24 protein-coding genes are annotated in these 25,815 nt (G+C 61.2%); 2 read left to right on the plus strand and 22 right to left on the minus strand.

The window, feature by feature from the left end; all coding sequences use genetic code 11:
- Nucleotides 1–48 precede the first annotated feature (48 nt).
- From EJA05_RS19370 to sdhC, 11 genes are all read right to left on the minus strand, one after another.
- Nucleotides 49–798 (minus strand): DUF599 domain-containing protein, encoded by a 750-nt coding sequence (locus EJA05_RS19370; RefSeq protein ID WP_125859462.1) that lies wholly within the window; start codon nucleotides 796–798, stop codon nucleotides 49–51.
- Between the two features lie 264 nt (nucleotides 799–1,062).
- Nucleotides 1,063–2,376: a branched-chain amino acid transport system II carrier protein gene (gene brnQ / locus EJA05_RS19375; protein WP_125464889.1), complete on the minus strand. Its 1,314-nt coding sequence runs from the start codon at nucleotides 2,374–2,376 to the stop codon at nucleotides 1,063–1,065.
- 425 nt (nucleotides 2,377–2,801) lie between these two features.
- The gene (gene sucD, locus EJA05_RS19380) at nucleotides 2,802–3,686 is read right to left on the minus strand and encodes a succinate--CoA ligase subunit alpha (protein ID WP_110993989.1); all 885 of its coding nucleotides are present in this window, start codon (nucleotides 3,684–3,686) and stop codon (nucleotides 2,802–2,804) included.
- Entirely contained in the window at nucleotides 3,686–4,852 is a 1,167-nt protein-coding gene (gene sucC, locus EJA05_RS19385) for an ADP-forming succinate--CoA ligase subunit beta (RefSeq protein ID WP_008091914.1), read from the minus strand. Before sucC ends, sucD begins: the two co-directional genes overlap by 1 nt.
- Before the next feature lie 172 nt (nucleotides 4,853–5,024).
- The gene (lpdA, locus tag EJA05_RS19390; RefSeq protein ID WP_012273351.1) at nucleotides 5,025–6,461 is read right to left on the minus strand and encodes a dihydrolipoyl dehydrogenase; all 1,437 of its coding nucleotides are present in this window, start codon (nucleotides 6,459–6,461) and stop codon (nucleotides 5,025–5,027) included.
- Nucleotides 6,462–6,557: 96 nt separating this feature from the next.
- Nucleotides 6,558–7,781, minus strand: a complete 1,224-nt coding sequence (gene odhB / locus EJA05_RS19395) for a 2-oxoglutarate dehydrogenase complex dihydrolipoyllysine-residue succinyltransferase (RefSeq protein ID WP_125464890.1) — start codon at nucleotides 7,779–7,781, stop codon at nucleotides 6,558–6,560.
- Nucleotides 7,782–7,823: 42 nt separating this feature from the next.
- The gene (locus EJA05_RS19400; protein WP_110993991.1) at nucleotides 7,824–10,655 is read right to left on the minus strand and encodes a 2-oxoglutarate dehydrogenase E1 component; all 2,832 of its coding nucleotides are present in this window, start codon (nucleotides 10,653–10,655) and stop codon (nucleotides 7,824–7,826) included.
- Between the two features lie 246 nt (nucleotides 10,656–10,901).
- Nucleotides 10,902–11,606 (minus strand): succinate dehydrogenase iron-sulfur subunit, encoded by a 705-nt coding sequence (locus EJA05_RS19405; RefSeq protein WP_008091906.1) that lies wholly within the window; start codon nucleotides 11,604–11,606, stop codon nucleotides 10,902–10,904.
- 11 nt (nucleotides 11,607–11,617) lie between these two features.
- Entirely contained in the window at nucleotides 11,618–13,390 is a 1,773-nt protein-coding gene (gene sdhA / locus EJA05_RS19410; protein ID WP_110993992.1) for a succinate dehydrogenase flavoprotein subunit, read from the minus strand.
- A gap of 3 nt (nucleotides 13,391–13,393) precedes the next feature.
- Nucleotides 13,394–13,762, minus strand: coding sequence for a succinate dehydrogenase, hydrophobic membrane anchor protein (gene sdhD, locus EJA05_RS19415; protein WP_125859463.1), 369 nt, complete (start codon nucleotides 13,760–13,762; stop codon nucleotides 13,394–13,396).
- Entirely contained in the window at nucleotides 13,756–14,142 is a 387-nt protein-coding gene (gene sdhC / locus EJA05_RS19420; protein WP_110993994.1) for a succinate dehydrogenase, cytochrome b556 subunit, read from the minus strand. The genes sdhD and sdhC overlap by 7 nt, the downstream gene beginning before the upstream one ends.
- A 351-nt stretch (nucleotides 14,143–14,493) precedes the next feature.
- On the opposite strand from sdhC, the gene gltA reads away from it, so the two are divergent.
- Nucleotides 14,494–15,783 carry a citrate synthase gene (gene gltA, locus EJA05_RS19425; RefSeq protein WP_110993995.1) on the plus strand — a complete coding sequence of 430 codons (1,290 nt, stop codon included), beginning with the start codon at nucleotides 14,494–14,496 and terminating at the stop codon, nucleotides 15,781–15,783.
- A gap of 89 nt (nucleotides 15,784–15,872) precedes the next feature.
- On the opposite strand, the gene EJA05_RS19430 is transcribed toward gltA, so the two are convergent.
- The 9 genes from EJA05_RS19430 to EJA05_RS19470 all read right to left on the minus strand — a co-directional run bounded on the left by EJA05_RS19430 (nucleotide 15,873) and on the right by EJA05_RS19470 (nucleotide 22,834).
- On the minus strand, nucleotides 15,873–16,478 hold the full coding sequence (locus EJA05_RS19430; protein ID WP_110993996.1) for an START domain-containing protein: 606 nt from the start codon (nucleotides 16,476–16,478) through the stop codon (nucleotides 15,873–15,875).
- A 33-nt stretch (nucleotides 16,479–16,511) separates the two neighbouring features.
- Complete coding sequence (locus EJA05_RS19435) at nucleotides 16,512–16,766, minus strand: YkgJ family cysteine cluster protein (RefSeq protein WP_125464891.1); 255 nt, start codon at nucleotides 16,764–16,766, stop codon at nucleotides 16,512–16,514.
- Between the two features lie 107 nt (nucleotides 16,767–16,873).
- Complete coding sequence (locus EJA05_RS19440; RefSeq protein ID WP_125859464.1) at nucleotides 16,874–17,368, minus strand: hypothetical protein; 495 nt, start codon at nucleotides 17,366–17,368, stop codon at nucleotides 16,874–16,876.
- Nucleotides 17,369–17,429: 61 nt separating this feature from the next.
- Nucleotides 17,430–18,872: an aminotransferase-like domain-containing protein gene (locus tag EJA05_RS19445; protein ID WP_125464893.1), complete on the minus strand. Its 1,443-nt coding sequence runs from the start codon at nucleotides 18,870–18,872 to the stop codon at nucleotides 17,430–17,432.
- A gap of 207 nt (nucleotides 18,873–19,079) precedes the next feature.
- A complete protein-coding gene (locus EJA05_RS19450) occupies nucleotides 19,080–19,889 on the minus strand; it encodes an OmpA family protein (RefSeq protein ID WP_125464894.1) in 810 nt (269 codons plus the stop codon).
- Complete coding sequence (locus EJA05_RS19455) at nucleotides 19,886–20,239, minus strand: DUF4398 domain-containing protein (protein ID WP_125464895.1); 354 nt, start codon at nucleotides 20,237–20,239, stop codon at nucleotides 19,886–19,888. The genes EJA05_RS19450 and EJA05_RS19455 overlap by 4 nt, the downstream gene beginning before the upstream one ends.
- A gap of 9 nt (nucleotides 20,240–20,248) precedes the next feature.
- Nucleotides 20,249–21,070 carry a substrate-binding periplasmic protein gene (locus EJA05_RS19460; protein WP_125859465.1) on the minus strand — a complete coding sequence of 274 codons (822 nt, stop codon included), beginning with the start codon at nucleotides 21,068–21,070 and terminating at the stop codon, nucleotides 20,249–20,251.
- A gap of 84 nt (nucleotides 21,071–21,154) precedes the next feature.
- Nucleotides 21,155–22,084, minus strand: a complete 930-nt coding sequence (locus EJA05_RS19465; RefSeq protein ID WP_125859466.1) for an electron transfer flavoprotein subunit alpha/FixB family protein — start codon at nucleotides 22,082–22,084, stop codon at nucleotides 21,155–21,157.
- Nucleotides 22,085–22,834 (minus strand): electron transfer flavoprotein subunit beta/FixA family protein, encoded by a 750-nt coding sequence (locus tag EJA05_RS19470; protein WP_125464898.1) that lies wholly within the window; start codon nucleotides 22,832–22,834, stop codon nucleotides 22,085–22,087. It abuts the gene before it with no gap.
- 528 nt (nucleotides 22,835–23,362) lie between these two features.
- On the opposite strand from EJA05_RS19470, the gene EJA05_RS19475 reads away from it, so the two are divergent.
- Nucleotides 23,363–25,045 (plus strand): electron transfer flavoprotein-ubiquinone oxidoreductase, encoded by a 1,683-nt coding sequence (locus tag EJA05_RS19475; protein ID WP_125859467.1) that lies wholly within the window; start codon nucleotides 23,363–23,365, stop codon nucleotides 25,043–25,045.
- 59 nt (nucleotides 25,046–25,104) lie between these two features.
- Here the strand turns inward: EJA05_RS19475 and EJA05_RS19480 are convergent, their stop codons facing one another.
- A complete protein-coding gene (locus tag EJA05_RS19480) occupies nucleotides 25,105–25,506 on the minus strand; it encodes a type II toxin-antitoxin system MqsA family antitoxin (protein WP_125859468.1) in 402 nt (133 codons plus the stop codon).
- Nucleotides 25,507–25,508: 2 nt separating this feature from the next.
- Complete coding sequence (locus tag EJA05_RS19485) at nucleotides 25,509–25,805, minus strand: type II toxin-antitoxin system MqsR family toxin (RefSeq protein WP_125859469.1); 297 nt, start codon at nucleotides 25,803–25,805, stop codon at nucleotides 25,509–25,511.
- Nucleotides 25,806–25,815 lie beyond the last annotated feature (10 nt).

Raw genomic sequence — 25,815 nt, forward strand, 5'->3', positions numbered from 1 at the left:
CCGACAATGTCGGGTTTTTTTGTGCCTGTTGATTCTAGATGAAACGCTTCAGTTGTTGATTACCAAAGTTTCCTTGCCCGCCTCTACCGCTGCACTTTGCGTGGGCGTGAACACCATCACTTCAAGCACATGGGAGTGGAACTCGCGGCGATACAGAATAAACACCACCCCGACACTCATGACCATGAACAGCCACGGGCTGATGAACCAGCTCAACATGGCCATGCCGAAGTAGTACGAACGCAGTCCGAGGTTGAACTGGTTGGCCGCCAGGGATAACACCCGCGCCGCTCGCGACGCGAAGGCATTGCGCTCCAGTTCACTCACCTGGCGCTCGCCGATCATCGGTGCCGACCCCACCAGCACCGCAGCGAAGTTGTACTGGCGCATGCACCAGCTGAAGGTGAAGAAGGCGTAGACGAACACCATCGCCAGGCACAACAGCTTGATCTCCGACATCCCCTGGGAGGCCTGCTGTACCAGCGGCAGGTCGGCCAACAACGACAGCGCCCGGTCCGAGGCACCGAGCACGGTGAGGATGCCGGCGAGAATGATCAGGGTACTGGAAGCAAAGAACGATGCATTGCGCTCCAGGTTGCCAATCACGCTGGCGTCGGCGATGCGGTTGTCGCGCAGCAGCATGCGGCGCATCCAGTCTTCGCGGTACAAGTGCAGCACGCTGGCCAGGCATGCCGTGTCGCGGCCCTTCCATAGCGCATAGCGGGTGTAACCGCCCCAACAGATGGCGAACCAGCACACGGCCAGCAGATTGCCGAGGTTGTTTTGGATGAAGCTCATGCAGATACCCGCACAGAAAAGAGGTAGACCGGCTTTCGACGCCTGGATTCGGCAAAAGGCACGCGGCAGGCAAAAAATCGCGGGCAAGCCCGCTCCCACGCTCCGGGACTGTGACGCAAACGTGGGAGCGGGCTTGCCCCGCGATAGTGTGGGGGCAGGCAATAAAAAACCCCGCGCCTTCACAGGCAGCGGGGTTTTCGGTTTTCACCTGCGGCTGGCACCCTGTTGGCTTGTGGCCGGTGCCAGCCCTCAGGCTTCAACGCATCAGGCCAGCACTTCGCGCGGCTTGCCGAGCATGCGGTCACAGGCCACGGCAACGCCGAGGGTGACCACCGATGGCACCAGCCAGGCCAGGCCCTGCTCGCTCAGCGGCAGGTGGGCCATGGCGTCCGGCAGCATGTGCGCGAGGCTGCTGCCCTTGATCGCATCGACCATGCCGAACAGCAGCGACACCAGCATCACCGGTGCCAGGATGCGCACCGGCGAGTTCCACAGCTCTTTGACGAAGCTCAGGCCCACCACCACGATGCACGGCGGATAGATCGCGGTGAGTACCGGGATCGAGAACATGATCAGCTTGGTCAGGCCGAGGTTGGAGATCAGCAGCGAGAAGCCGGCCAGGATAACCACCAGGGCGCGGTACGACAGCGGCAGGATCTGGCTGAAGTACTCGGCGCAGGCGCAGGTCAGGCCAACCGCGGTCACCAGGCAGGCCAGGGCGATCAGCACGGCGAGGAAGCCGCTGCCCAGGGAGCCGAAGGTGTGCTGCACATAGGCATGCAGAACGGCCGCACCGTTGGTGGCGCCGGCGGCGATTTCATGGCTGCCCGCGCCCAGGCGGAACAGGCTGATGTACACCAGCGCCAGGCCCACACCGGCGATCAGGCCGGCGATGATGGCGTAGCGGGTGATCAGCTTCGGCGAGTCCACGCCGCGCGAACGGATGGCATTGACGATGACGATGCCGAAGACCAGCGCACCGAGGGTGTCCATGGTCAGGTAGCCGTTGATGAAGCCCTGGGAAAACGGCGCGGCAACGTATTGCGGCTGTGCTTCACCGATGGTGCCCGCCGGCAGCATGAACGCGGCAATGCCGAGGGCGGCCAGGGCGATGATCTTCAGCGGGGCGAGGAAGCGGCCGACGGTATCGAGCAGCTTGCCCGGATACATCGACACAGCCAGCACCACGAGGAAATACACCAGGCTGTAGATGAACAACGCCAGCGGGCTTTCACCGGTCAGCGGGGCCACGCCCACCTCGAACGAGACGGTCGCGGTGCGCGGTGTGGCGAACAGCGGGCCGACCGAGAGGTAGCACACGGCCGCCAGCAGGCCACCGAAGAACTTGCCGATCGGGCTGCTCAGGGCGTCCATGCCGCCGCCGACCTTGGCCAGGGCGACCACGGTGATGACCGGCAGGCCAACCGCGGTGACGAGGAAGCCCAATGCCGCCATCCACACGTGTGGACCGGACTGCAAGCCAACGATGGGCGGGAAGATGATATTGCCGGCGCCAACAAAAAGCGCAAACGTCATAAAGCCAAGCGCCAGGATATCCTGGCCTTTTAACACTTTCATTTAAGGTAGTACCACACTGCTGAAATCGGGGTTCGTGAGGGAATTTCCCCATGAATGAGGGAAATGTTGCCCGGCTTGATGAGCCAGACCCGTTTAGCGTGTCGTTCCCTTTTGGGGCACGGGCACAGAGTGAACGCGTAGGGTAACCGTTTTACCCACTAAACGCACTGCAACGGTGCTGCTTGTCCGATGTGCGTATGTGTTTGTCGTCTGGATGACTCTGTGACGGCAGAAATTTTGTCAGGCATCTAGCGCGTTGTCTGTGCGAAAAAACCTATGAAACTGATCAGCGCAATCGGCATCGCCTTGGTAATGACTGTAATACGACCAGAGGGTCTTCAGGATGCCGAGCAAACGTCCCACCCAGAAGCGACAAAGGCCACCCGAAGGTGGCCTTTGTGCGCGTGGGGGGTACTACGTGTTACTTACTTCTTGGCTTCCCAGCCAGTCAGCTCGGCCAGGGCCTTGCCGATGTCAGCCAGGGAACGCACGGTCTTCACACCAGCGTCCTGCAGCGCGGCGAATTTCTCGTCCGCAGTGCCCTTGCCGCCGGAAATGATGGCGCCAGCGTGACCCATACGCTTGCCCGCAGGAGCGGTCACACCAGCGATGTAGGAAACCACTGGCTTGGTCACGTGAGCCTTGATGTAGGCCGCGGCTTCTTCTTCAGCCGAACCGCCGATCTCACCGATCATGACGATCGCTTCGGTCTTCGGGTCTTCCTGGAACAGCTTCAGGATGTCGATGAAGTTGGAGCCTGGGATCGGGTCACCGCCGATGCCGACGCAGGTCGACTGGCCGAAACCGGCGTCGGTGGTCTGCTTGACAGCTTCGTAGGTCAGGGTGCCGGAACGCGACACGATACCGACCTTGCCTGGCAGGTGGATGTGGCCTGGCATGATGCCGATCTTGCACTCGCCCGGAGTGATGACACCTGGGCAGTTAGGGCCGATCAGGGTAACGCCCAGCTCGTCGCACTTGACCTTGGCGTCCAGCATGTCGAGGGTAGGGATACCCTCGGTGATGCAGACGATCAGCTTGATGCCGCCGAAGGCAGCTTCCAGGATCGAGTCTTTGCAGAACGGAGCCGGAACGTAGATCACCGAAGCGTCAGCGCCGGTAGCTTGTACGGCTTCCTTGACGGTGTTGAACACCGGCAGGCCCAGGTGGGTGGTGCCACCCTTGCCTGGGGTTACGCCGCCGACCATCTTGGTGCCGTAGGCGATGGCCTGTTCGGAGTGGAAAGTACCCTGCGAGCCGGTGAAGCCCTGGCAGATGACTTTGGTGTCTTTATTGATCAGGACGCTCATTACTTGCCCTCCGCAGCTTTTACAACTTGTTGAGCAGCGTCGGTCAGGCTGGTTGCCGCAATGATGTTCAAACCGCTTTCTGCCAGTACTTTAGCGCCCAGTTCAGCGTTGTTGCCTTCGAGGCGAACGACGACCGGAACTTTAACGCCGACTTCTTTCACTGCACCGATGATGCCTTCGGCAATCATGTCGCAGCGAACGATGCCGCCGAAGATGTTGACCAGAACGGCCGCGACATTGCTGTCGGACAGAATGATCTTGAACGCTTCGGTAACGCGCTCTTTGGTGGCACCGCCGCCAACGTCGAGGAAGTTGGCTGGTTTGCCGCCGTGCAGGTTGACGATGTCCATGGTACCCATGGCCAGGCCGGCACCGTTGACCATGCAGCCGATGTTGCCTTCCAGCGCGACGTAGTTCAGCTCGAAGCTGGCTGCGTGGGCTTCACGAGGATCGTCCTGGGACGGGTCGTGGAAGGTTTTCAGCTTAGGCTGACGGTACATGGCGTTTGCGTCGATATTGATCTTCGCATCCAGGCAGTGCAGGTCGCCGTCGGCCTTGATGACCAGCGGGTTGACTTCCAGCAGGGCCAGGTCGTGTTCTTTGAACAGCTTGGCCAGGCCTACGAAAATCTTGGCGAACTGTGCAACTTGCTTGCCTTCCAGACCCAGCTGGAATGCCAGTTCACGACCCTGGAACGGCTGAGCGCCGACCAGCGGATCGATAGTCGCCTTGATGATCTTCTCAGGAGTTTCGTGAGCGACCTTCTCGATGTCCACGCCACCTTCGGTGGAAGCCATGAACACGATGCGGCGGCTCGAGCGATCGACTACAGCGCCCAGGTACAGCTCTTTGGCGATGTCAGTGCAGGATTCGACCAGGATCTTGGTCACTGGCTGACCGTTGGCGTCGGTCTGGTAGGTCACCAGACGCTTGCCCAGCCACTGGGCAGCGAACGCCTTGGCGTCTTCCTTGCTGCGAACCAGCTTGACGCCGCCCGCTTTACCGCGACCACCCGCGTGAACCTGGGCCTTAACAACCCACTCGGAACCGCCGATCTTGTCGCAGGCTTCTGCTGCAGCTTCAGGGGTGTCGACTGCGAAACCCTTGGAAACTGGCAGGCCGTATTCAGCGAACAGCTGCTTACCCTGATACTCGTGAAGATTCATGCTTTTTACCGTCTTCGTTAGGTACTGCGCTTCGGCGCTGCGCCATTACTGGCGCCGCGCCACCTGTGACCGTTGACCCCGGGTTTTCCCGTGTGATCCGGTCCGGCGGACGTTCCGCGGTGAGTCTTGCACGCAAGACCCACGACGGGCAGCCCGCCGTGGTTTCTTATAATTAACGCTTCTTACGGTTGGCGACGTGAATGGCACCGCCATTCACTGCCAGCGCTGCTTCATGCAGCGCTTCGGACAGGGTTGGATGGCTGAAGACCATCATGCCCAGATCCTCGGCACTGGTGCCGAATTCCATTGCGATCGCGCCCTGCTGAACCAGCTCGGCAGCGGACGGGCCGATCACGTGCACACCCAGTACACGGTCGGTCTTGGCATCGGCGATGACCTTGACGAAACCACCGGTGTCGTTGGCTGCCATCGCACGGCCGCTGGCCGCGAACGGGAAGGTGCCCACGTTAACCTCAACGCCTTCGGCTTTCAACGCCTGTTCGGTCTTGCCGACCCACGCGATTTCCGGGTGGGTGTAGATAACCGACGGGATCAGGTCGTAGTTCATCTGGGCTTTGTGGCCCTTGATGCGCTCGACGACCATGATGCCCTCTTCCGAGGCCTTGTGTGCCAGCATCATGCCGCGAACCACGTCACCGATGGCGAATACGCCCGGTACGCTGGTGGCGCAGTGATCGTCGACGAAGATGTAGCCACGCTCGTCGATGGTCACGCCGCTGTCGGCAGCCAGCAGGTCGGTGGTCACCGGACGACGGCCGACCGCGACGATCAGCTTGTCGAAGGTGATCTTCTGCTCGCCTTCGGCGTTGGTGTAGGTCACTTCGACTTCGTTGCCGTTGACTTTCGAGCCGGTCACGCGAGCGCCCAGCTTGATGTCCAGGCCTTGCTTGGTCAGGGTCTTCTGGGCTTCTTTCGACACGGCGGTGTCGGCAGCCATCAGGAAGGTGTCCAGGGCTTCCAGCACGGTGACTTCAGCACCCAGGCGAGCCCAGACCGAACCCAGCTCCAGGCCGATCACGCCAGCACCGATAACGCCCAGGCGTTTCGGAACGGTCTGGAATTCCAGGGCGCCGGTGGAGTCGACGATGACGTTCTGGTCGACCGGAGCCGGCGGAATGTCGATCGGACGCGAGCCGGAAGCCAGGATCACGTTCTCGGCTTCGATGACTTCGGTGGTGCCGTCAGCCTTGGTGACTTCGACTTTCTTGCCAGCCAGCAGCTTGCCGTGGCCCTGGATCGAAGTAACGCCGTTGGCCTTGAACAGGGTGGCAACACCGCCGGTCAGGTTCTTGACGATACCGGCCTTGCGGCCAACCATCGCAGCGACGTCCATCTTCACTTCGCCAGTGGAGATACCGTGGACGTTGAAGCTCTCTTTGGCTTCCTTGTATTTCCAGGAGCTGTCCAGCAGCGCCTTGGAAGGAATGCAACCTACGTTCAGGCAGGTGCCACCCAGGGCCAGCTTGCCCTCAGCGTCGGTGTACTTCTCGATACAGGCAGTCTTCAGACCGAGTTGGGCAGCCTTGATGGCAGCTACATAGCCGCCAGGACCTGCACCAATCACCACTACGTCGAATTTCTGGGTCATAAAAGATTCCTTTTTAGCTTCAAGCGGCAAGCTGCAAGCTGCAAGACCGGCAGGCTTCTACTTGAAGCGTGCGGCTTGCGGCTTGCAGCTGCGCGATTAGATGTCCAGCAGCAGGCGAGACGGATCTTCCAGCAGGTTCTTGATGGTTACCAGGAAGGTTACCGCTTCCTTGCCGTCGATCAGGCGGTGATCGTAGGACAGCGCCAGGTACATCATCGGGCGAATTACCACTTGGCCGTTGATGGCCATCGGACGCTGGATGATGTTGTGCATGCCGAGAATGGCAGCCTGTGGCGGGTTGACGATCGGGGTCGACATCATCGAGCCGAAGGTACCACCGTTGGTGATGGTGAAGGTACCGCCGGTCATCTCTTCGATCGACAGTTTGCCGTCACGGGCTTTCTTGCCGAAGGTGGCGATGCCGTTCTCGATTTCTGCCAGGCTCATCGACTCGGCGTTACGCAGAACCGGAACCACCAGGCCGCGGTCGCTGGAGACGGCAACGCCGACGTCAGCAAAACCGTGGTAGACGATGTCGTTGCCGTCGATCGAGGCGTTGACTGCCGGGAAGCGCTTCAGCGCTTCGGTGGCCGCCTTGACGAAGAACGACATGAAGCCCAGGCGTACGCCGTTGTGGGTCTTCTCGAACAGGTCCTTGTACTTCGAACGCAGGGCCATGACTTCGGTCATGTCGACTTCGTTGAAGGTGGTCAGCATGGCCATGTTCGACTGGGCTTCGACCAGACGCTCGGCGATCTTGGCGCGCAGGCGGGTCATCGGCACGCGCTTCTCGGTGCGGTCGCCAGCGGCAACTACAACAGCGGCGGCAGCGGCAGCAGGCTTGGCAGCAGGAGCTGCGGCAGGAGCCGACTTCTTGTTGGCAACGGCTGCAACCACGTCTTCCTTGGTGATGCGACCGCCTTTGCCGGTGCCGGCAACGGCAGCCAGGTCGATGCCGTTCTCTTCAGCCAGCTTGCGCGCGGCAGGAGCGGCGACCGGGTCGTCTTCGCCAGCGTCGGCGGCAGCGGCAGCCGGGGCAGCGGCCGGGGCAGCGGCGGCGGCAGGCGCAGCGGCAGCAGCGCCGCCTTCAACGATCGAACCCAGCACTTCGTCGGACAGGACGGTGTCGCCCTCGCCCTTGACGATGGCGCCCAGCACGCCGTCGGCGGTGGCCAGCACTTCCAGGACGACCTTGTCGGTCTCGATGTCGACGATCAGCTCGTCACGCTTGACGGCGTCGCCCGGCTGCTTGTGCCAGGTGGCAACGGTGCCATCGGCAACCGATTCCGGGAAGGTTGGGGCTTTGATCTCGATAGCCATTATCTGTGTTTCCTTAAATTCGGTTTCAGGTGCGCGAAGGCGTTAGACAGTGAAGGCGTCTTGCAGCAGTTTTTCCTGCTGTTCGGCGTGCTTCGAAGCGTAACCACAGGCTGGCGCGGCAGAAGCGTCGCGGCCGGCGTATTCCAGGACCAGTGCCTTGTTGTGGCGGCCCAGGATACGGCGCATGTGGTGCTGGCTGCTGTACCAGGCGCCCTGGTTCATCGGCTCTTCCTGACACCACACTGCATGCTTGAGGTTGGTGTAAGGCGCGAGGATTTCGATCAGGTCGTCCTCAGGGAACGGATACAACTGCTCGATACGCACGATGGCGATGTCTTCGCGGCCTTCGGCACGGCGTTTTTCCAGCAGGTCGTAGTAGACCTTGCCGCTGCACAGGATCAGGCGTTCGACCTTGGCCGGATCGAGGGTGTCGATTTCCGGGATCACGGTCTGGAACGAGCCTTCTGCCAGGTCTTCCAAGGTCGAGATGGCCAGCTTGTGGCGCAGCAGCGACTTTGGCGTCAGGACGATCAGCGGCTTGCGCAGCGGACGGATGACCTGGCGACGCAGCAGGTGGTAGATCTGTGCCGGGGTGGTCGGTACGCAGACCTGGATGTTGTGCTCGGCGCACAGCTGCAGGTAACGCTCCAGACGCGCGGAGGAGTGCTCCGGGCCCTGCCCTTCATAACCGTGCGGCAGCAGCATGGTCAGACCGCACAGGCGGCCCCACTTGTGCTCGCCGCTGGTGATGAACTGGTCGATCACCACTTGCGCACCGTTGGCGAAGTCGCCGAACTGGGCTTCCCAGATCACCAGCGCGTTCGGCGTGGTGGTCGAGTAGCCGTATTCGAAGGCCAGTACCGCTTCTTCCGACAGGAAGGAGTCGTACAGCTCGAACTTCGGCTGGCCCGGGAACAGGTTCTGCAGCGGTACGTAGGTGCTGGCGTCCTTCTGGTTGTGCAGCACCGCGTGACGGTGCGAGAAGGTGCCACGGCCGATGTCCTGGCCGGTCATGCGGATCGGGTGACCTTCGAACTGCAGGGTGGCGTAGGCCATGGTCTCTGCATAACCCCAGTTGATCGGCAAGCCACCGGCCTGCATCTTCTGACGGTCTTCGTAGATCTTCGACACCTGACGCTGAACCACGAAGCCTTCCGGCAGCTCAAGCAGCTTGGCCGACAGGTCCTGCAGGGTCTTGAGGTCGAAACGGGTGTCGTGACGCGCAGTCCAGGCGTGGCCCAGGTACGGACGCCAGTCGACGAACAGCTCGCGGTTCGGCTCCTTGACCAGGCTTTTCACCACGTGCAGGCCGTTGTCCAGGGCGTTGCGGTATTCGTCGATCTTGGCCTGAGCACGCTCGGCGTCGATACGGCCGGCGCTGATCAGCTGATCGGCATACAGCTCGCGGGTGGTGCGCTGCTTGGTGATCTGCTGGTACATCAGCGGCTGGGTGCCGTTCGGCTCGTCAGCCTCGTTGTGGCCGCGACGACGGTAGCAGACCAGGTCGATGACCACGTCACGCTTGAACTGCATGCGGTAGTCGATGGCCAGCTGGGTCACGAACAGCACGGCTTCCGGGTCATCACCGTTCACGTGCAGGATCGGCGCCTGGATCATCTTGGCGACGTCGGTGCAGTACTCGGTGGAACGCGAGTCCAGCGGGTTGCTGATGGTGAAACCAACCTGGTTGTTGATCACGATGTGCACGGTACCGCCGGTCTTGAAACCGCGGGTCTGCGACATCTGGAAGGTTTCCAGCACCACGCCTTGGCCGGCGAATGCGGCGTCACCGTGGATCGAGATCGGCAGTACCTTGTCACCGACCGTGTCGTTGCGACGGTCCTGACGGGCACGCACAGAACCTTCCACCACTGGCGAGACGATTTCCAGGTGGGAAGGGTTGAACGCCATGGCCAGGTGAACTTCGCCACCCGGGGTCATCACGTTGGAGGAGAAGCCCTGGTGATACTTCACGTCACCGGAGCCCAGCTCGTTCATCTTCTTGCCTTCGAACTCGTCGAACAGCTCGCGCGGGTTCTTGCCGAAGGTGTTGACGAGCACGTTCAGGCGGCCACGGTGGGCCATGCCGATCACGACTTCCTTGGTGCCGTACGAGCCGGAACGCTGGATCATCTCGTCGAGCATCGGGATCAGGCTTTCGCCGCCTTCCAGGCCGAAGCGCTTGGTGCCTGGGTACTTGGTGCCCAGGTACTTCTCCAGGCCCTCACCGGCCGTGACGCGCTCGAGCAGGTGTGCCTGCACGTCGGCGGAGAATTCAGGACGGCCACGCACGCTTTCCAGACGCTGCTGGAACCAGCTGCGCTGCTCGGAATCGACGATGTGGGTGAACTCGGCGCCAATGGTGCGACAATATGTCTTCTGCAGCGCTTCGAAGATTTCGCGTAGGCTCGCTTCCTCTTTGCCGAAGAACAGGTCGCCGGCACGGAAGGTCGTATCAAGATCGGCATTGGTCAAGCCGTAGTGATTGATCGACAGGTCTACGGGCGCAGGACGCTGCCACAACCCCAACGGGTCGAGCTTGGCAGCCTGATGGCCGCGCATACGATAGGCCTGGATCAGTCGCAGCACTTCAACCTGCTTCTTCTCGTGTTCACTGCTCACGCTCCCGGCGGAAACCGGTTGGGCGCGGCGCTGGTTCTTTGCCAGCAGTACGAAATGGTCGCGGATTGTCGAGTGCGATACATCGGTAGCGGTGCTGCCGTCGGCGGGCAACTTCTGGAAGTAAGTGCGCCACTCTTCTGGCACAGCGTTAGGGTCGTGCAGGTAGAGCTCATAAAGCTCTTCCACATATGCAGCGTTACCACCTGAAAGGTGGGCGCTATCCCACATGCGCTGCATCACGCTTTCTTGCATGCTTGGTCACCCTCGGTTAGGGGACTGATCGGCGAGAGCCACAGCAAACCTGGAAAAGTCCGAACACAGCGACTGAACCACGCCACTTGGATCTTGCTGATTTTCCGGGTACCAGCCCGGAAAGCCCCTGCTGGTCTCATATCTTCATAGGTAATGGGCGCGGGCTTTGTGGGCCCTTGCCCGAGTTTTACCTCAGTGCGGGCTCACCACCCGCACCTCGGCTTACTGCAGGTACAACGCTTTGAATCAGGTGCCGCTTTGCAGCAGCATGTTACGTACGTGGCCGATTGCCTTGGTCGGGTTCAGACCCTTGGGGCAAACGTTCACGCAGTTCATGATCCCGCGGCAGCGGAATACGCTGAACGGGTCATCCAGGGACGCCAGGCGCTCCTGAGTCTTGGTGTCGCGGCTGTCGGCCAGGAAACGGTAGGCCTGCAGCAGTGCGGCGGGGCCCAGGAACTTGTCCGGGTTCCACCAGAACGATGGGCAGGAGGTCGAGCAGCAGGCGCACAGAATGCACTCGTACAGACCGTCCAGCTTGTCACGCTCTTCCGGCGACTGCAGACGCTCGATGGCCGGAGCCGGGGTGTCGTTCTGCAGGAATGGCTTCACCTTCTCGTACTGCTTGTAGAAGATGCTCATATCGACCACCAGGTCACGAATGACCGGCAGGCCTGGCAGCGGACGCAGCACCAGCTTGTTGCCCTTGACCACGCCCGACAGCGGGGTGATGCAGGCCAGGCCGTTCTTGCCGTTCATGTTCATGCCATCGGAACCGCACACGCCTTCACGGCAGGAGCGACGGTACGAGAAGCCCTCGTCCTTTTCCTTGATCAGTGCCAGCACGTCCAGAACCATCAGGTCCTTGCCGCCGGTATCGACGTCGAACGACTCCATCTTGGGCGCCGAGTCGGTGTCGGGGTTGTAGCGGTAAACTTCGACTTTCAACATAGCAGCCACCCTTAGTAAGTCCGGATTTTTGGCTCGAAGGCCGGAACGGTCTTCGGCGCAAAGTTGACGCCACGCTTGGCAACGCGCTTCTCACCCGGGTAGTACAGGGTGTGGCACAGCCAGTTCTCGTCGTCACGGTCTTCGAAGTCTTCACGGGCGTGCGCGCCGCGGGACTCTTTACGGGCTTCGGCCGCAATGGCGGTAGCTTCGGCAACTTCCAGCAGGTTCTGCAGCTCCAGCGCTTCGATACGCGCGGTGTTGAAGGCCTGGGACTTGTCGTTGATCTTGACGTTGGCGATACGGTCACGCAGACCGGCCAACTGCTCGATACCCTTCTGCATGTATTCGCCGGTACGGAATACACCGAAGTAGTTCTGCATGCAGCTCTGCAGCTCGCGCTTCAGGCTGGCAACGTCTTCACCGGTGGTGCGCTCGTTGAGCTTGCTCAGGCGGTTCAGGGCAACGTCGACGTCAGTGTCGCTGGCATCGCGGTACTCGACGCCATCGCTCAGGGCTTTTTCCAGGTGCAGGCCGGCAGCACGGCCGAACACCACCAGGTCGAGCAACGAGTTGCCGCCCAGGCGGTTGGCACCGTGAACCGATACGCACGCCACTTCGCCTACGGCGAACAGGCCCGGAATGATGTGGTCCTTGCCTTCGGCGTCCATGGTGATGGCCTGGCCATGAATGTTGGTGGCAACGCCACCCATCATGTAGTGGCAGGTCGGGATGACCGGCACCGGCGCGACCACAGGGTCGACGTGGGCGAAGGTCTTGGACAGTTCGCAGATACCTGGCAGGCGGCTGTGCAGCACTTCCTCACCCAGGTGGTCCAGCTTCAGCAGTACGTGGTCCTTGTTCGGGCCCACGCCGTTGCCGGCGATGATCTCTTTGACCATGGAACGGGCAACCACGTCGCGGCCAGCCAGGTCCTTCGCGTTCGGCGCGTAACGCTCCATGAAGCGCTCGCCGTGGGCGTTGATCAGGTAGCCACCTTCACCACGGCAGCCTTCGGTAACCAGTACACCGGCGCCGGCGATACCGGTCGGGTGGAACTGCCACATCTCGATGTCCTGCACCGGAACACCGGCACGCAGGGCCATGCCGATACCGTCACCGGTGTTGATCAGGGCGTTGGTGGTGGAGGCGTAGATACGGCCCGCACCGCCCGTGGCCAGTACGGTGGCCTTGGACTTGATGTACATGGTTTCGCCGGTTTCGATGCAGATCGCGATCACACCGACGAAGGCGCCGTCCTGGTTCTTCACCAGGTCTACGGCGTAGTACTCATTAAGGAAGGTGGTGCCTGCTTTCAGGTTGCCCTGGTACAGGGTGTGCAGCAGCGCGTGACCGGTACGGTCGGAAGCTGCGCAGGTACGGGCGGCCTGGCCACCTTTACCGAAGTCCTTGGACTGGCCACCGAACGGACGCTGGTAGATACGACCGGTTTCGGTACGCGAGAACGGCAGACCCATGTGGTCCAGCTCGAAGACCGCAGCCGGGCCTTCCTGACACATGTATTCGATCGCGTCCTGGTCACCGATGTAGTCGGAGCCCTTGACGGTGTCGTACATGTGCCAGCGCCAGTCGTCGTTCGGGTCGGCCGAAGCGATGGCGCAGGTGATGCCGCCCTGGGCGGAAACGGTGTGCGAACGGGTCGGGAACACCTTGGTGACTACGGCAGTCTTGTGGCCGCCTTGAGCCAGTTGCAGCGCTGCGCGCATGCCTGCGCCGCCGCCACCGATGATGATGGCGTCGAACGAAATGGTTGGAATGTTAGCCATGAATCAGATACCCCAGAGAATCTGCACACCCCAGACGAAGTACGCGAACATCGCAACGCCGCATACAGCCTGGAACAGGAAACGGATCGCAGTCGCCGACTTGCCGAACGCCATCGGCGTCAGGTAGTCGGTGGCAATGGTCCACATGCCGACCCAGGCGTGAGCGCCCAGAGCGACGAGTGCCAGCAGACTGAAGATGCGCATCGCGTTGTTGGTGAACAGACCGTGCCACTGGGCATAGTCGATCCCTGGGTGAACGGCGAGGTAGCCGATCAGGAAGATGAAATAAGCCGCGAGAACGACCGCCGAGACGCGCTGCGCCATCCAGTCGTAGAGGCCCGAACGCGAGAGGCTCGTGACGTTAGTTACCATACCCAAACTCCTGCCAGAACGATCAGCACCACGGAGATGACGATCACGATTTTCGAGCCCAGCTTGCCGCCTTCCAGCGTCTCACCGACACCCATGTCCATGATCAGGTGGCGCACACCTGCGACGAGGTGGTACAGCAGGCCGGACAGCAGGCCCCAGGTCACCAGTTTGGCCAGCGGACTGGTCAGACACGCCTTCACCTCGGCAAAGCCTTCCTCGGAACCCAGCGAATTGCCCAATGCGTAGAGCATGATGGCAATGCCGAGGAACAGGATGACGCCGGAAATACGGTGAAGAATGGACGTGTATGCGGTGATCGGGAGTTTGATGGTCCTTAGGTCTAGGTTTACAGGTCGTTGGCTTTTCACGGCTTTTTTCACACTGAAGAGCCCCTAGCGAACAGGGCAAAGTTGTTGGTAAGTGTACTGGTCAGGTACCCACCACCCAGGAGAGCACGACACCCAGCAGGGCAGGCTTGAAAGCCTCTGGGAGTCGGCTGCCGAGTATAGACAGTTAGGCTGCTTATGACAACGCAAGGGACTCGCCCGAATAGCGCATTGCCTTTAGTGAACAAAAGGCGTAAACGGGCGAGAATTTCGTGAAAAATCAGGCCTCAGAGGGCGTTTCAACCAGCCTTTAGGCAAATTGACATTCGAATTTATCCCTCTATAGTGGTGCGGGCCCTGCGTGGGGGGTCTGTCTGATGATTTCAAGCATTAATAGGAGGCCACATGGCTGACAAAAAAGCGCAGTTGGTCATCGAGGGCAATGCCCCCGTCGAGCTGCCCATTTTAACCGGCACCGTTGGTCCTGATGTTATCGACGTCCGCGGGTTGGGGGCATCCGGCCACTTCACCTTCGACCCCGGCTTCATGGCGACCGCTTCGTGCGAGTCGAAGATCACCTACATTGATGGTGACAAGGGCGTGCTGCTGCACCGCGGCTACCCGATCGAGCAACTGGCCGAACAGTCGGACTACCTCGAAACCTGCTACCTGCTGCTCAACGGCGAACTGCCGAATGCCGAGCAGAAGGCCCAGTTCGTCAGCACCGTCAAGAACCACACCATGGTTCACGAACAGCTGAAGTCGTTCTTCAACGGTTTCCGTCGCGACGCCCACCCGATGGCGGTGATGTGCGGCGTGGTCGGCGCCCTGTCGGCGTTCTATCACGACTCGCTGGATATCAATAACCCGCAACACCGCGAAATCTCCGCGGTGCGCCTGGTCGCCAAGATGCCGACCCTGGCCGCGATGGTTTACAAGTACTCCATGGGCCAGCCCATGATGTACCCGCGCAACGACCTGTCGTACGCGGAAAACTTCCTGCACATGATGTTCAACACGCCGTGCGAGATCAAACCGATCAGCCCGACGCTGGCCAAGGCCATGGACCGGATCTTCATCCTCCACGCCGACCACGAGCAGAATGCCTCCACCTCCACCGTGCGCCTGGCAGGTTCTTCGGGCGCCAACCCGTTCGCCTGTATCGCTGCCGGTATCGCCGCACTGTGGGGCCCGGCCCACGGCGGTGCGAACGAAGCCGTACTGACCATGCTCGATGAAATTGGCGATGTCTCGAACATCGACAAGTACATCGCCAAGGCCAAGGACAAGAACGATCCGTTCAAGCTCATGGGCTTCGGTCACCGCGTGTACAAGAACCGCGACCCGCGCGCCACCGTGATGAAGAAGACCTGCGACGAAGTTCTCAGCGAACTCGGCATCAAGAACGATCCGCAACTCGAACTGGCCATGCGCCTGGAAGAGATCGCATTGACCGATCCGTACTTCGTCGAGCGCTCGCTGTACCCGAACGTGGACTTCTACTCGGGCATCATCCTCAAGGCCATCGGCATCCCGACCAGCATGTTCACCGTGATCTTCGCCCTGGCACGTACCGTGGGCTGGATCTCGCACTGGAAGGAAATGCTCTCCAGCCCGTACAAGATCGGCCGCCCGCGCCAGCTGTACACCGGCTACGAAAAGCGCGACATCGTCGAGCTGAAGGACCGCAAGTAAGCCTTCTGAGCCGAACGCAAAAAGGCCGCCCTTCGGGGCGGCCTTTTTCGTTGCGATCCAGCGCTAAACAGGTGAGCGCTGAAAGCTGCTCAGGGCCTTTCAGCTTTTTCGCGCAGCCCTTTGAGGGTATTGAACGGCGCATCCACCACGAACTTGTTGGCCAGCCACGACGGCACGCTGCCTCCCGGCTCGGTGTGTACCTGATAGGTCACTTCGGTACTGTCACCCTTGGGTACCAACTTCCAGAAACCCTGCACCTGGGCAACACGCACGTAGCCGCTTTCTTCCGGCAGGTACTTTGGCTGCTCCTCGAGCGTGCGGGTCAAGCTGCCATCGCTGCCCTGGACTGTGGTGATATGCAATACCGAGTCACGCGGAGTCACCGGCCAGGGTGTATTGAACTGGGTGTAGGTCCAGCTCTGATCACCTTCATGCTTCAGCAGTTTCTGCGACTTGCATTCATGCACCCAGGCACAGGCCCCGGCGACGTCTTCCTGCAACGCCCTGACCTTGGCCAGCGGCGCCTTGATCAGCGTTACACCACGGTAAGCCTTGTACTTCGAGCCCGGCACTTCGCTGAGCGACACCTTGATGCCGTCCTCGTCCTTGGCCACCTGCCAGCTTTCAGCCCAGGCTGCCGGCGCCAACAGCACACTCAGGCCACACAACACAGCAACACGCTTGAACGATCTCATTATCTTGTTCCTTGTTGTAGAAGATCCGCACAGTCACGCCGCCGTCATTTGCTCCAGCCAACCAATGATGCGAATGGCCTCGTCACGATCATTGCCGCAGACATCCACCTCTGCCTTGAAGCCACCACACACCTTCGGCCGTTCGGGCTTGCCGAACAGGGCACAAAGGTTGTCGATGGACAGGTGCAGGCAGCGCTCGCCGGCCGGCTTGCCTTGCGGCATCCCCGGAATGGCTGAGCTGATGGACGGAGCGATGCAGCAGGCACCACAGCCCTCACGGCATTTCATGACAACAGGACTCCCAGGAGCAAAGCGGGACGAACGTCCCTGGATACTAACCGCTCAAACATACGTTTGAAATTGCCGGACAGATGAAATCGCCAGTGACCCGGCAGTCAGTTGCGGAATTCGAATTCGATGGCCGCGCCCTCTACATCGCGACGGCTGTCGTTGCGCAGCTGCAGCTGCATTTCATTGTTGATCAGCCGACCATTGAGCTGGAACGGGCTGTCATCAGTGACCGGCTTTTCGCTGAACATGGAAGGCAGCAATGGCTTGCGGGGCGACGGCGCATTGCCAACGTCCGGCTTGAGGTGCTTGACCATGTCGGTGGGCAGACTGAGGTCGAGCTTCGCGGCAGGTACAGGCTGACTGGCCACCTTGCTCACGCCCTTGCTGCGAGTGACAGGTTTCTGCTTGGGCTTAGGCTTGACCGCCGGCTTGGCGGGCGCTTTGGACACAGGTTTCGCCGCCACCTTGCTCACAGGCTTGGCAGCCTTGCCCTGCTGCGCCTGCTCCTTGGCCGGCGGTTGCGCGGCGTGCACCAAGCCCCCCGAAAACCAAGGTAGCGATAAGGACAGAATCAGTGCCAGAGGGCGAAGCGCTTTCATGAATACCGGGAGCAGGCTGGGAAAACGCGTATGCTCCCTGTTCCCTGCCCTTCTGACAAGCCTACATAAGCAAGCCAGCCGACTCCCGGCACAGTTGCTGGGCCAGCAAGCCCAGGGTCATTACCGCCCGTTCGGCTTCCTTGTTCCATGGAATACCGCAGTTGAGACGGATGCAGTGGTTGAATTGCTCGGTATTGCTGAAGATCAGCCCCGGCGCGATGCTGATACCCTGCTCCAGCGCACGCACGTGCAACTCTTGGGTGTTGACCCGTCCAGGCAGGCTGACCCACAGGATAAAACCGCCTGTCGGCCGGGTCATCTGCGTACCCTCCGGGAAATGCTGCTGCACCGCCAACTGGTAGGCACTGAGGTTCTTGCGATACTCCTGACGGATATAGCGCAGGTGGCGGTCGTAGCCGCCGTTTTCCAGATAGGCCGCCACCCCCATCTGCGTCACGCTGCAGGCCGAGTGCGTGGTGAAAGTCTGCAAGCGCTGGATCTCGTCCTGATAACGGCCGGCGACCATCCAGCCGACACGAACCCCCGGCGACAGCGTCTTGGAGAAGCTCGAACAGTAGATCACCCGATCGAGGCGATCGAAGGCCTTGAGTGCCTTGGTGCGACCCTGCTCGAACATCAGCTCGCCATAGATATCATCCTCGACGATCTGAATATCGAAGTCCGAGGCCAGGCGCAGCAGCTGTTTTTGCCGCTCTTCGGGGATGGTGCCACCCAGCGGGTTGCTCAAGCGCGCGGTCAGCACCAACGCCTTGATCCCCCATTGATTGGCGGCCAGCTGCAGCGCTTCGAGGCTGATGCCGGTGGAGGGGTCGCTGGGAATCTCGATCACCTTCAACCCCAGCAGATCGGCCAGCTGCAGCAAACCGTAGTAGGTTGGCGACTCGGCGGCGATCAGGTCACCCGGGCGCGTCAGCACCCGCAACGACATCTGCAGCGCATCGACACAACCATGGGTCACCACCACTTCGCGCGGGTCGACCAACACACCGGCATCGCGCATGCGAATGGCAATCTGCCTGCGCAGCGGCTCGAAGCCAGGGCTGAACATGTAACTGAAGGCACGCGGGCTGTGGAAGCGGGTCACCTTGGCGATTTGCTGGTGCAGGGCACGCACCGGCAGGTAATCGACATGAGGCACCGCCGCACCGAAGGGAAATACGCCGTCGCGCCGCGCTTCGGTCAAGACCTGCTGAATGATACTGGCGCGGGTAACCAGGCCGGGGCGTTCGACCCGAGCGATATCCGGCGTTTGCGCAGTAAGGGCCGGCGTCTGGTGTACGTAGTAGCCCGACTGTGGCCGCGCACGAATGAGGCCCTGGTCCTCGAGATTGGCATACGCCTGCAGTACGGTGGCATGACTGACGTTGAGCTGGGCGCTCATCTTGCGCACCGAGGGCACCCGCTCACCAGGCTGATAGACACCACGGCGGATGTCATCGGCCAGTTGCTGGGCGATGCGCTGGTACAACAGCAGGTTGGTCATGGCGTGTTCTCGAAGCGCGGACGGGATCGTTGTTCTTGTGCGACTCACAGCTGAGCCAGAATACCGTAACAGTTGCAAAGTGTACTGGGACAGATCGCAGGATAGTCAACAATACAGTTGCGTGACAGCTACAAGATGAACAACAACGGCCGTGCGCCGACGAACGCAGGGAGCACAGGGCCGCGTCGCGACCCTGCAGGAGCTGGCTCAGCGCGCTGGAGCGAGCTTGCCCTTGTCATCGGAGAAAACGATCTCGACCCGACGATTCTGCGCCCTGCCCCGCTCCGAGGCGTTAGCCTCGACCGGATACTGGTCGCCATAACCCTCGACTTCGATGCGCTTCTCGTCGATACCCAGGTCAACCAGCATGTCGGCCACCGACTGAGCACGATCGCGCGACAGCTTGAGGTTGTCCTCGGGCGTGCCGGTGCTGTCGGTGTAACCCTCGATCCGCACCACACGGCGCGGATTGAGCTGGAGGAACTGCACCAGCTTGAGCACGGTGCGGCTGGCCGAGCTCTTGAGCTCCGCCTGGCCGGTGTCGAACAGCACATCGCCCAAGGTCATCACCAGCCCCCGGTCGGTCTGCTCAGAGGCCAAAGCGGCAATCTGCGCCTCGACGAACTTGCCCTGCTGCTGGACGCTGGCCAGCTTGGCCTCACGCAAGGCCAACTGCAGGCGCTGGCGTTCGAGGTCGAGCTTGGTCAAGCGTTCCTGATTCACCGCCAGCTTGGCGTGCTCGGCAGCGATTTCACTGTAACGCTGGCTCAGATAGGCGTAATGACGCACATCGCTGCCAGTACCGATATAGCCGGCCAGGCGCTCTGCCCGGCCCAGCGACTCACCGGCACGGATCACGTCACGCGGCGCACTGCGCAGTACATCGGAGTCATCCTTGACCTTCTGGAACGCAACGGTGGCGTCATCCAGTGCCGATTCGCTGCGCTGGCTGGCACAGCCCTGCAACCCGACCAGCGCCAGCAAGGCCAGCGCAGCCATTGGCTTGAGGCGGCTCATGGCTGCACCTCCAGTTGCTTGCGCAGGCGCTTGACCCGCGTCTGCAACAGCTGCAGCTGCTCTTCGCTCTTTTGCGTCAGCACCAGGGCCTCGGCCAGGCGCGCATCAAGCTCGGCCTGCTCGGCACGCATGCGCGCATCACGGTAGCTTTCGCTGGCCATGTTGGCCTTGGCACGGGCCAGCTTGTCTTCGGCCAGCTTGAACTCCGGCACCTGCTCGGTGGCGCCGACCGCCTTGGCCTGCTGCAGCGCCTGTTCGGTGAGGCGCAGTTGTTCATGGGGCACCGGATCACTGGCACACCCGGCCAGGCCAAACACGGCCAAGGCAAGAATCAGGGGATGGCTTCTCACACACTCTTCCTACTGTTTAGGGGCGTCCAGCGGCGCCTGCATCTGCGCTTTCCAGCGCTCGACATTGCGCTGCAGCACCGCCTCACTCGCCCCGGAGATCGGTAATTCTGTCAGCTTTTTCGCCAGTTGTCCGCGCAACCAGCTGTCGTTGCACGCCGAGTTGTGCGACACCGCCAGGTACAGGCCTGGGCGGTCTACTGGCAGGCCGCGGGCGATAAGGTCGTTGCCCACTCCCAGGCTCTGAGCCATTGCCATGCCGGCGTAACGCCCTGCAAGCACATAATCGACCTGGCCGAGCACCAGCCTCTGGAACGCCTGGGTGAGGTTCTGCGCGGGCACCAGCTTGAGCTGGGCCTTGGTAAAGGCTTCGAAAGCCGGGGTCAGGCGCGCCTTTTCCGACACGCCGCCCTGGTAACGGGCAAGGTCTGCAGGGCCGTTGAACTCCAGCACCGCGTCGTGCCGGGTCCACACCAGGTATTCGTTGAGCTGCAAAGGGGGATGAATGTAATCAAGCGCAGTGAGCTGGGTAACCTGCATGGGCGTGTCGAGCAGCAGGTCCATGCGCCCGCTGCGCACTTCTTCAAGCGCCTGTTCGCGCTTGCCGGCGTACAGCACTTCGACCTTGACCCCCAACTCTCCCGCCACTTGGCGCAACAGGTCGACATTGGCGCCGATCAGGTGCTTGGGGTCGCTTGGGTCCTGCCAGGAGTAAGGCGGCGCATCCGGGCTACCGGTGACCACCAGGCGCTCACACTTGCCGGCGGCCAGCAGCGGTGCCGACAACAGCGCCAGCACACCGGCCAAGATCCCTTTGCTTGCGCGAAACGCCATGCCAACTCTCCTACAGCCTTGAAAATCAAAAAAAAGCCCGACCCCCAAGGAGGGCCGGGCTTCTTTATAGGTGAAGCAGGCGGATCAGACCAGCTTTTCCAGCTCCGGAACCGCTTCGAACAGGTCGGCGACCAGGCCGTAGTCGGCGACCTGGAAGATCGGCGCCTCTTCGTCCTTGTTGATCGCAACGATCACTTTCGAGTCCTTCATGCCGGCCAGATGCTGGATCGCGCCGGAGATACCGACGGCGATGTACAGCTGTGGCGCGACGATCTTGCCGGTCTGGCCGACCTGCATGTCGTTGGGCACGAAGCCTGCGTCAACCGCAGCACGCGAAGCGCCGACGGCGGCGCCGAGCTTGTCGGCCAGGCTGTACAGGTGCTTGAAGTTGTCACCGTTGCCCATGCCACGACCGCCGGAAACGACGATCTTGGCAGCGGTCAGCTCTGGGCGATCGGACTTGGCCAGCTCTTCGCCGACGAAGGCCGATTTGCCGGCGTCGTGCGCGGCAGCAACAGCTTCGACAGCAGCCGAACCACCTTCAGCGGCCACGGCGTCGAAGCCGGTGGTACGCACGGTGATGACCTTGACCGCAGCGCTCGATTGCACGGTGGCAATGGCGTTACCGGCGTAGATCGGGCGCTTGAAGGTATCGGCGGATTCAACCGAGATGATCTCGGAAATCTGATCGACGTCCAGCAGCGCGGCAACTCGCGGCAGGATGTTCTTGCCGTTGGTGGTGGCCGGGGCCAGCACGTGGCTGTAACCGCTCGCCAGATCGACGATCAGCGGCGCGACGTTTTCCGGCAGGGCGTGGGCGTAGGCGGCATTGTCGGCAACCAGCACCTTGGCAACACCGGCGATCTTGGCGGCGGCTTCGGCAACGCCACCCACGTTTGCGCCAGAGACCAGCACGTGGATATCACCACCGATCTTGGCAGCAGCGGCAACAGTGTTCAGGGTGGCCGGGGCTACGGCACCGTTTTCGTGTTCAGCGACAACCAGGATAGTCATTTAGATTACCTTCGCTTCGTTCTTCAGCTTCTCGACCAGTTCGGCCACCGATTTGACCTTGATGCCAGCGCTGCGGGCAGCAGGCGCTTCGACTTTCAGGGTTTTGGTGGTGGAGGCGATGGACACGCCCAGCGCGTCTGGAGTAACGGTCTCCAGCGGCTTCTTCTTGGCCTTCATGATGTTCGGCAGCGACGCGTAGCGCGGCTCGTTCAGGCGCAGGTCGGTGGTGACGATCGCTGGCAGGTTCAGCGCAACGGTCTGCAGGCCGCCATCGATTTCACGGGTGACGTTGACCTTGTCGCCGGCCAGCTCCACCTTGGAGGCGAAAGTGCCTTGGGCGTAGCCGGTCAGCGCAGCCAGCATCTGGCCGGTCTGGTTGTTGTCGCTGTCGATCGCCTGCTTGCCGAGGATGACCAGCTGTGGCTGCTCTTTATCGACAACGGCCTTGAGCGCCTTGGCCACGGCCAGGGAGTTCAGCTCATCGGCGACTTCGACCAGGATGGCGCGGTCGGCACCCAGGGCCAGGGCGGTACGCAGTTGCTCCTGGGCCGTGCTCGGGCCGACGGAGACGACGACGATCTCGCTCGCCACGCCCTTTTCCTTCAGGCGGACGGCTTCTTCCACGGCGATTTCGCAGAAGGGGTTCATGGACATCTTGACGTTTGCAAGGTCGACGCCGGAGTTGTCCGCCTTGACGCGAACCTTGACGTTGTAGTCGACCACTCGTTTGACAGCTACAAGAACCTTCATGGATTCCTCGTTACTCTCCGGTGAAAAGAATGTCGCCTGGGGGCTGCCCGGCGAATGCGCGTGGGTACAAGGGCACCTCTAAAAACGTTCTGGAGCCGGCAGAATTCAGATGACCGATCAGTCCTGTTTCGACCCTTCGGGGTAAAACCCGCGGGTCATTTTCTGTCGTGGCGTGTAGACTCCACTACAAAACCTGATTCGGCCCGTAAACCCTGCTCCACGCCTGGTCTTTAGGGGTGCACCTGCGCCCGACGGTCAGCCTACGGCAAGCGTAAAAGCGCTCGTATCTTGACCGTAACACCCCATCCGGTCAATACGCCAAATTGGCCAGCCTTCAGCCGCGTACCAGTGATTTTACTGGGCTCCGGCAAATTCAAACAAACGTTTGTATTGGACCCGCCAAGTGGTGTAGATATAATGCGCGGCCAAGACAAAACGGTGTAGTCCGTCATTCCAGCAGCTACAGCATCAGCCGCTACCCATGACCGCCCCAGCACCCAATAAGACCAAGCAACAGCACGAGCCTTGATGAGTAGGAGAGAACCAGTGGAACGCGAATACATGGAATTCGACGTGGTCATCGTCGGCGCCGGCCCGGCGGGCCTGTCCGCCGCCTGCCGCCTGAAGCAGAAGGCCGCCGAAGCCGGTAGCGAGATCAGCGTCTGCGTGGTCGAGAAAGGCTCCGAAGTCGGCGCCCACATCCTCTCCGGCGCGGTATTCGAACCTCGCGCCCTGAACGAACTGTTCCCCGACTGGAAAGAACTCGGCGCGCCGCTGAACACCGAAGTGAAGCGCGACGACATCTATGTGCTGAAAAGTGCCGACAGCTCGACCAAGGTCCCCGACCTGTTCGTGCCCAAGACCATGCACAACCAGGGCAACTACATCATCTCCCTGGGCAACCTGTGCCGCTGGCTGGCCCAGCAGGCCGAGAACCTGGGCGTCGAGATCTACCCGGGCTTCGCCGCCCAGGAAGCCCTGTTCGACGAGAACGGCGTGGTCCGCGGCATCATCACCGGTGACCTCGGTGTCGACCGCGAAGGCAATCCGAAAGAAGGCCTGTACACCCCAGGCATGGAGCTGCGCGCCAAGTACACCTTGTTCGCCGAAGGCTGCCGTGGCCATATCGGCAAGCAACTGATCAAGCGCTTCGACCTGGACAACGAATCCGACGTGCAGCACTACGGCATCGGCCTCAAGGAAATCTGGGAAGTCGACCCGGCCAAGCACGAGCAAGGCCTGGTGGTACACACCGCTGGCTGGCCACTGGACGTGATGAGCGCCGAGAACACCGGCGGCTCGTTCCTCTATCACCTGGAAAACAACCAGGTGGTGGTCGGCCTGATCGTTGACCTGTCGTATGCCAACCCGTACCTCTCGCCCTTCGACGAGTTCCAGCGCCTGAAGCACCACCCGGTGATCAGCCAGTACCTCGAAGGCGGCAAGCGCATCAGCTACGGCGCCCGCGCCATCTGCAAAGGCGGCCTGAACTCGCTGCCGAAGATGGTGTTCAACGGTGGCGCGCTGATCGGCTGCGACCTGGGCACCCTGAACTTCTCCAAGATCAAGGGCAGCCATACCGCGATGAAGTCCGGCATGCTCGCCGCTGAAGCGGTAGCCGACGCATTGATCGCCGGCAGCGAAGGCGGCGACCAGCTCAACGGCTATGTCAGCGCGTTCAAGGCCAGCTGGCTGCATGAAGAGCTGTTCGCCAGCCGCAACTTCGGTCCGGCGCTGCACAAGTTCGGCCCGTTGCTCGGTGGCGCGTTCAACTATGTGGACCAGAACTGGTTCGGCGGCAAGCTGCCGTTCACCCTGCACGACACCAAGCCGGACTACGCCTGCCTCAAGCTCGCCGCCGACTCGCAGAAGATCGACTACCCGAAACCGGACGGCAAGCTCAGCTTCGACAAGCTCAGCTCGGTATTCCTCTCCAGCACCAACCATGAAGAGGAACAACCCTGCCACCTGAAGCTGGCCGACCCGAACATCCCGATCGCCAGCAACCTGCCGCTGTACGACGAGCCGGCGCAGCGCTACTGCCCGGCCGGCGTGTATGAAGTGATTACCCAGGAAGACGGCAGCAAGCGTTTCCAGATCAACGCGCAGAACTGCGTGCACTGCAAGACCTGCGACATCAAGGATCCGGCCCAGAACATCACCTGGGTCACTCCTGAAGGCGCCGGCGGGCCGACCTACCCGAACATGTAAGGCCTGCCCTCGCAGCAATGAAAAGCCCCCTGGCCGCAAGGCCAGGGGGCTTTTTCGTATCAGGCGGTCCTGACTTCCTCGAACAGCTCGGGGTGGCGGTCGAGCAGCTTGAACAGCTTGATCAACGCCACTGGCGGCGTGGTTTTACCATTTTCGTAGCGGGAAAAGGCGTTGACCCCACCACCGAAAATCTCACCCGCCTCGCGCTGGTCCAGGTCGAATTTCTTGCGCACGGCGCTGATGAAAGCTGGATCAACCGCGGCCGCATTGACCCGACGCTCAAAGGCCGACATCTGTTCACTGACACGCATGGCTTCGTCGTGGCTCAGGACCGCCTCACCACAGGCAGAGCAGTAGTCGCCGCTGACGCCCTGGATCAGAGTCGACTCTCCTTTGTAGCGGTAGGGCATGTCCTGAATATCTGGCGCAAGCTCCGCGCCACCGCAGATCGGGCATCTCATGATTACAGCTCCTTGAAGGACACGATGAGCACGTCATCGACCACTGACAGTTTCAGGTAAACGTAGCCGACTGCCGTGAGCGGACGGTATATGTCCTGCCAGACGCCGTGTTCCGTATAGCAGGTCATGCTTTTGTAAAAATCAGTGCGTTCCAGACTGCTGATCACATCGAGCATTCCTGGGTAATCCAGGCCCAGAGACCTGGCACCTCTTAATGCAGCGAAGGTCGGACTGATCCGCTTTACAGCAAGCAGCGCTTTTACCCGATCAAGTGGACAGTGAGGCACTCTCTTTTCCATGAGAAATTAA

The organism is Pseudomonas oryziphila (assembly GCF_003940825.1).
GTDB lineage: Bacteria > Pseudomonadota > Gammaproteobacteria > Pseudomonadales > Pseudomonadaceae > Aquipseudomonas > Aquipseudomonas sichuanensis.

What these genes read in the sequence shown, in the direction of transcription:
- EJA05_RS19485 (WP_125859469.1), bottom strand. Translation starts at nt 25,805, where the DNA reads ATGGAAAAGAGAGTGCCTCACTGTCCACTTGATCGGGTAAAAGCGCTG.
- EJA05_RS19460 (WP_125859465.1), bottom strand. Translation starts at nt 21,070, where the DNA reads ATGGCGTTTCGCGCAAGCAAAGGGATCTTGGCCGGTGTGCTGGCGCTG.
- EJA05_RS19370 (WP_125859462.1), bottom strand. Translation starts at nt 798, where the DNA reads ATGAGCTTCATCCAAAACAACCTCGGCAATCTGCTGGCCGTGTGCTGG.
- lpdA (WP_012273351.1), bottom strand. Translation starts at nt 6,461, where the DNA reads ATGACCCAGAAATTCGACGTAGTGGTGATTGGTGCAGGTCCTGGCGGC.
- EJA05_RS19480 (WP_125859468.1), bottom strand. Translation starts at nt 25,506, where the DNA reads ATGAGATGCCCGATCTGCGGTGGCGCGGAGCTTGCGCCAGATATTCAG.
- gltA (WP_110993995.1), top strand. Translation starts at nt 14,494, where the DNA reads ATGGCTGACAAAAAAGCGCAGTTGGTCATCGAGGGCAATGCCCCCGTC.
- EJA05_RS19470 (WP_125464898.1), bottom strand. Translation starts at nt 22,834, where the DNA reads ATGAAGGTTCTTGTAGCTGTCAAACGAGTGGTCGACTACAACGTCAAG.
- EJA05_RS19440 (WP_125859464.1), bottom strand. Translation starts at nt 17,368, where the DNA reads ATGAAAGCGCTTCGCCCTCTGGCACTGATTCTGTCCTTATCGCTACCT.
- sdhD (WP_125859463.1), bottom strand. Translation starts at nt 13,762, where the DNA reads ATGGTAACTAACGTCACGAGCCTCTCGCGTTCGGGCCTCTACGACTGG.
- EJA05_RS19430 (WP_110993996.1), bottom strand. Translation starts at nt 16,478, where the DNA reads ATGAGATCGTTCAAGCGTGTTGCTGTGTTGTGTGGCCTGAGTGTGCTG.
- EJA05_RS19450 (WP_125464894.1), bottom strand. Translation starts at nt 19,889, where the DNA reads ATGAGCCGCCTCAAGCCAATGGCTGCGCTGGCCTTGCTGGCGCTGGTC.
- EJA05_RS19400 (WP_110993991.1), bottom strand. Translation starts at nt 10,655, where the DNA reads ATGCAAGAAAGCGTGATGCAGCGCATGTGGGATAGCGCCCACCTTTCA.
- sucD (WP_110993989.1), bottom strand. Translation starts at nt 3,686, where the DNA reads ATGAGCGTCCTGATCAATAAAGACACCAAAGTCATCTGCCAGGGCTTC.
- EJA05_RS19405 (WP_008091906.1), bottom strand. Translation starts at nt 11,606, where the DNA reads ATGTTGAAAGTCGAAGTTTACCGCTACAACCCCGACACCGACTCGGCG.
- EJA05_RS19465 (WP_125859466.1), bottom strand. Translation starts at nt 22,084, where the DNA reads ATGACTATCCTGGTTGTCGCTGAACACGAAAACGGTGCCGTAGCCCCG.
- EJA05_RS19445 (WP_125464893.1), bottom strand. Translation starts at nt 18,872, where the DNA reads ATGACCAACCTGCTGTTGTACCAGCGCATCGCCCAGCAACTGGCCGAT.
- EJA05_RS19435 (WP_125464891.1), bottom strand. Translation starts at nt 16,766, where the DNA reads ATGAAATGCCGTGAGGGCTGTGGTGCCTGCTGCATCGCTCCGTCCATC.
- EJA05_RS19475 (WP_125859467.1), top strand. Translation starts at nt 23,363, where the DNA reads ATGAGTAGGAGAGAACCAGTGGAACGCGAATACATGGAATTCGACGTG.
- brnQ (WP_125464889.1), bottom strand. Translation starts at nt 2,376, where the DNA reads ATGAAAGTGTTAAAAGGCCAGGATATCCTGGCGCTTGGCTTTATGACG.
- sdhA (WP_110993992.1), bottom strand. Translation starts at nt 13,390, where the DNA reads ATGGCTAACATTCCAACCATTTCGTTCGACGCCATCATCATCGGTGGC.
- odhB (WP_125464890.1), bottom strand. Translation starts at nt 7,781, where the DNA reads ATGGCTATCGAGATCAAAGCCCCAACCTTCCCGGAATCGGTTGCCGAT.
- sucC (WP_008091914.1), bottom strand. Translation starts at nt 4,852, where the DNA reads ATGAATCTTCACGAGTATCAGGGTAAGCAGCTGTTCGCTGAATACGGC.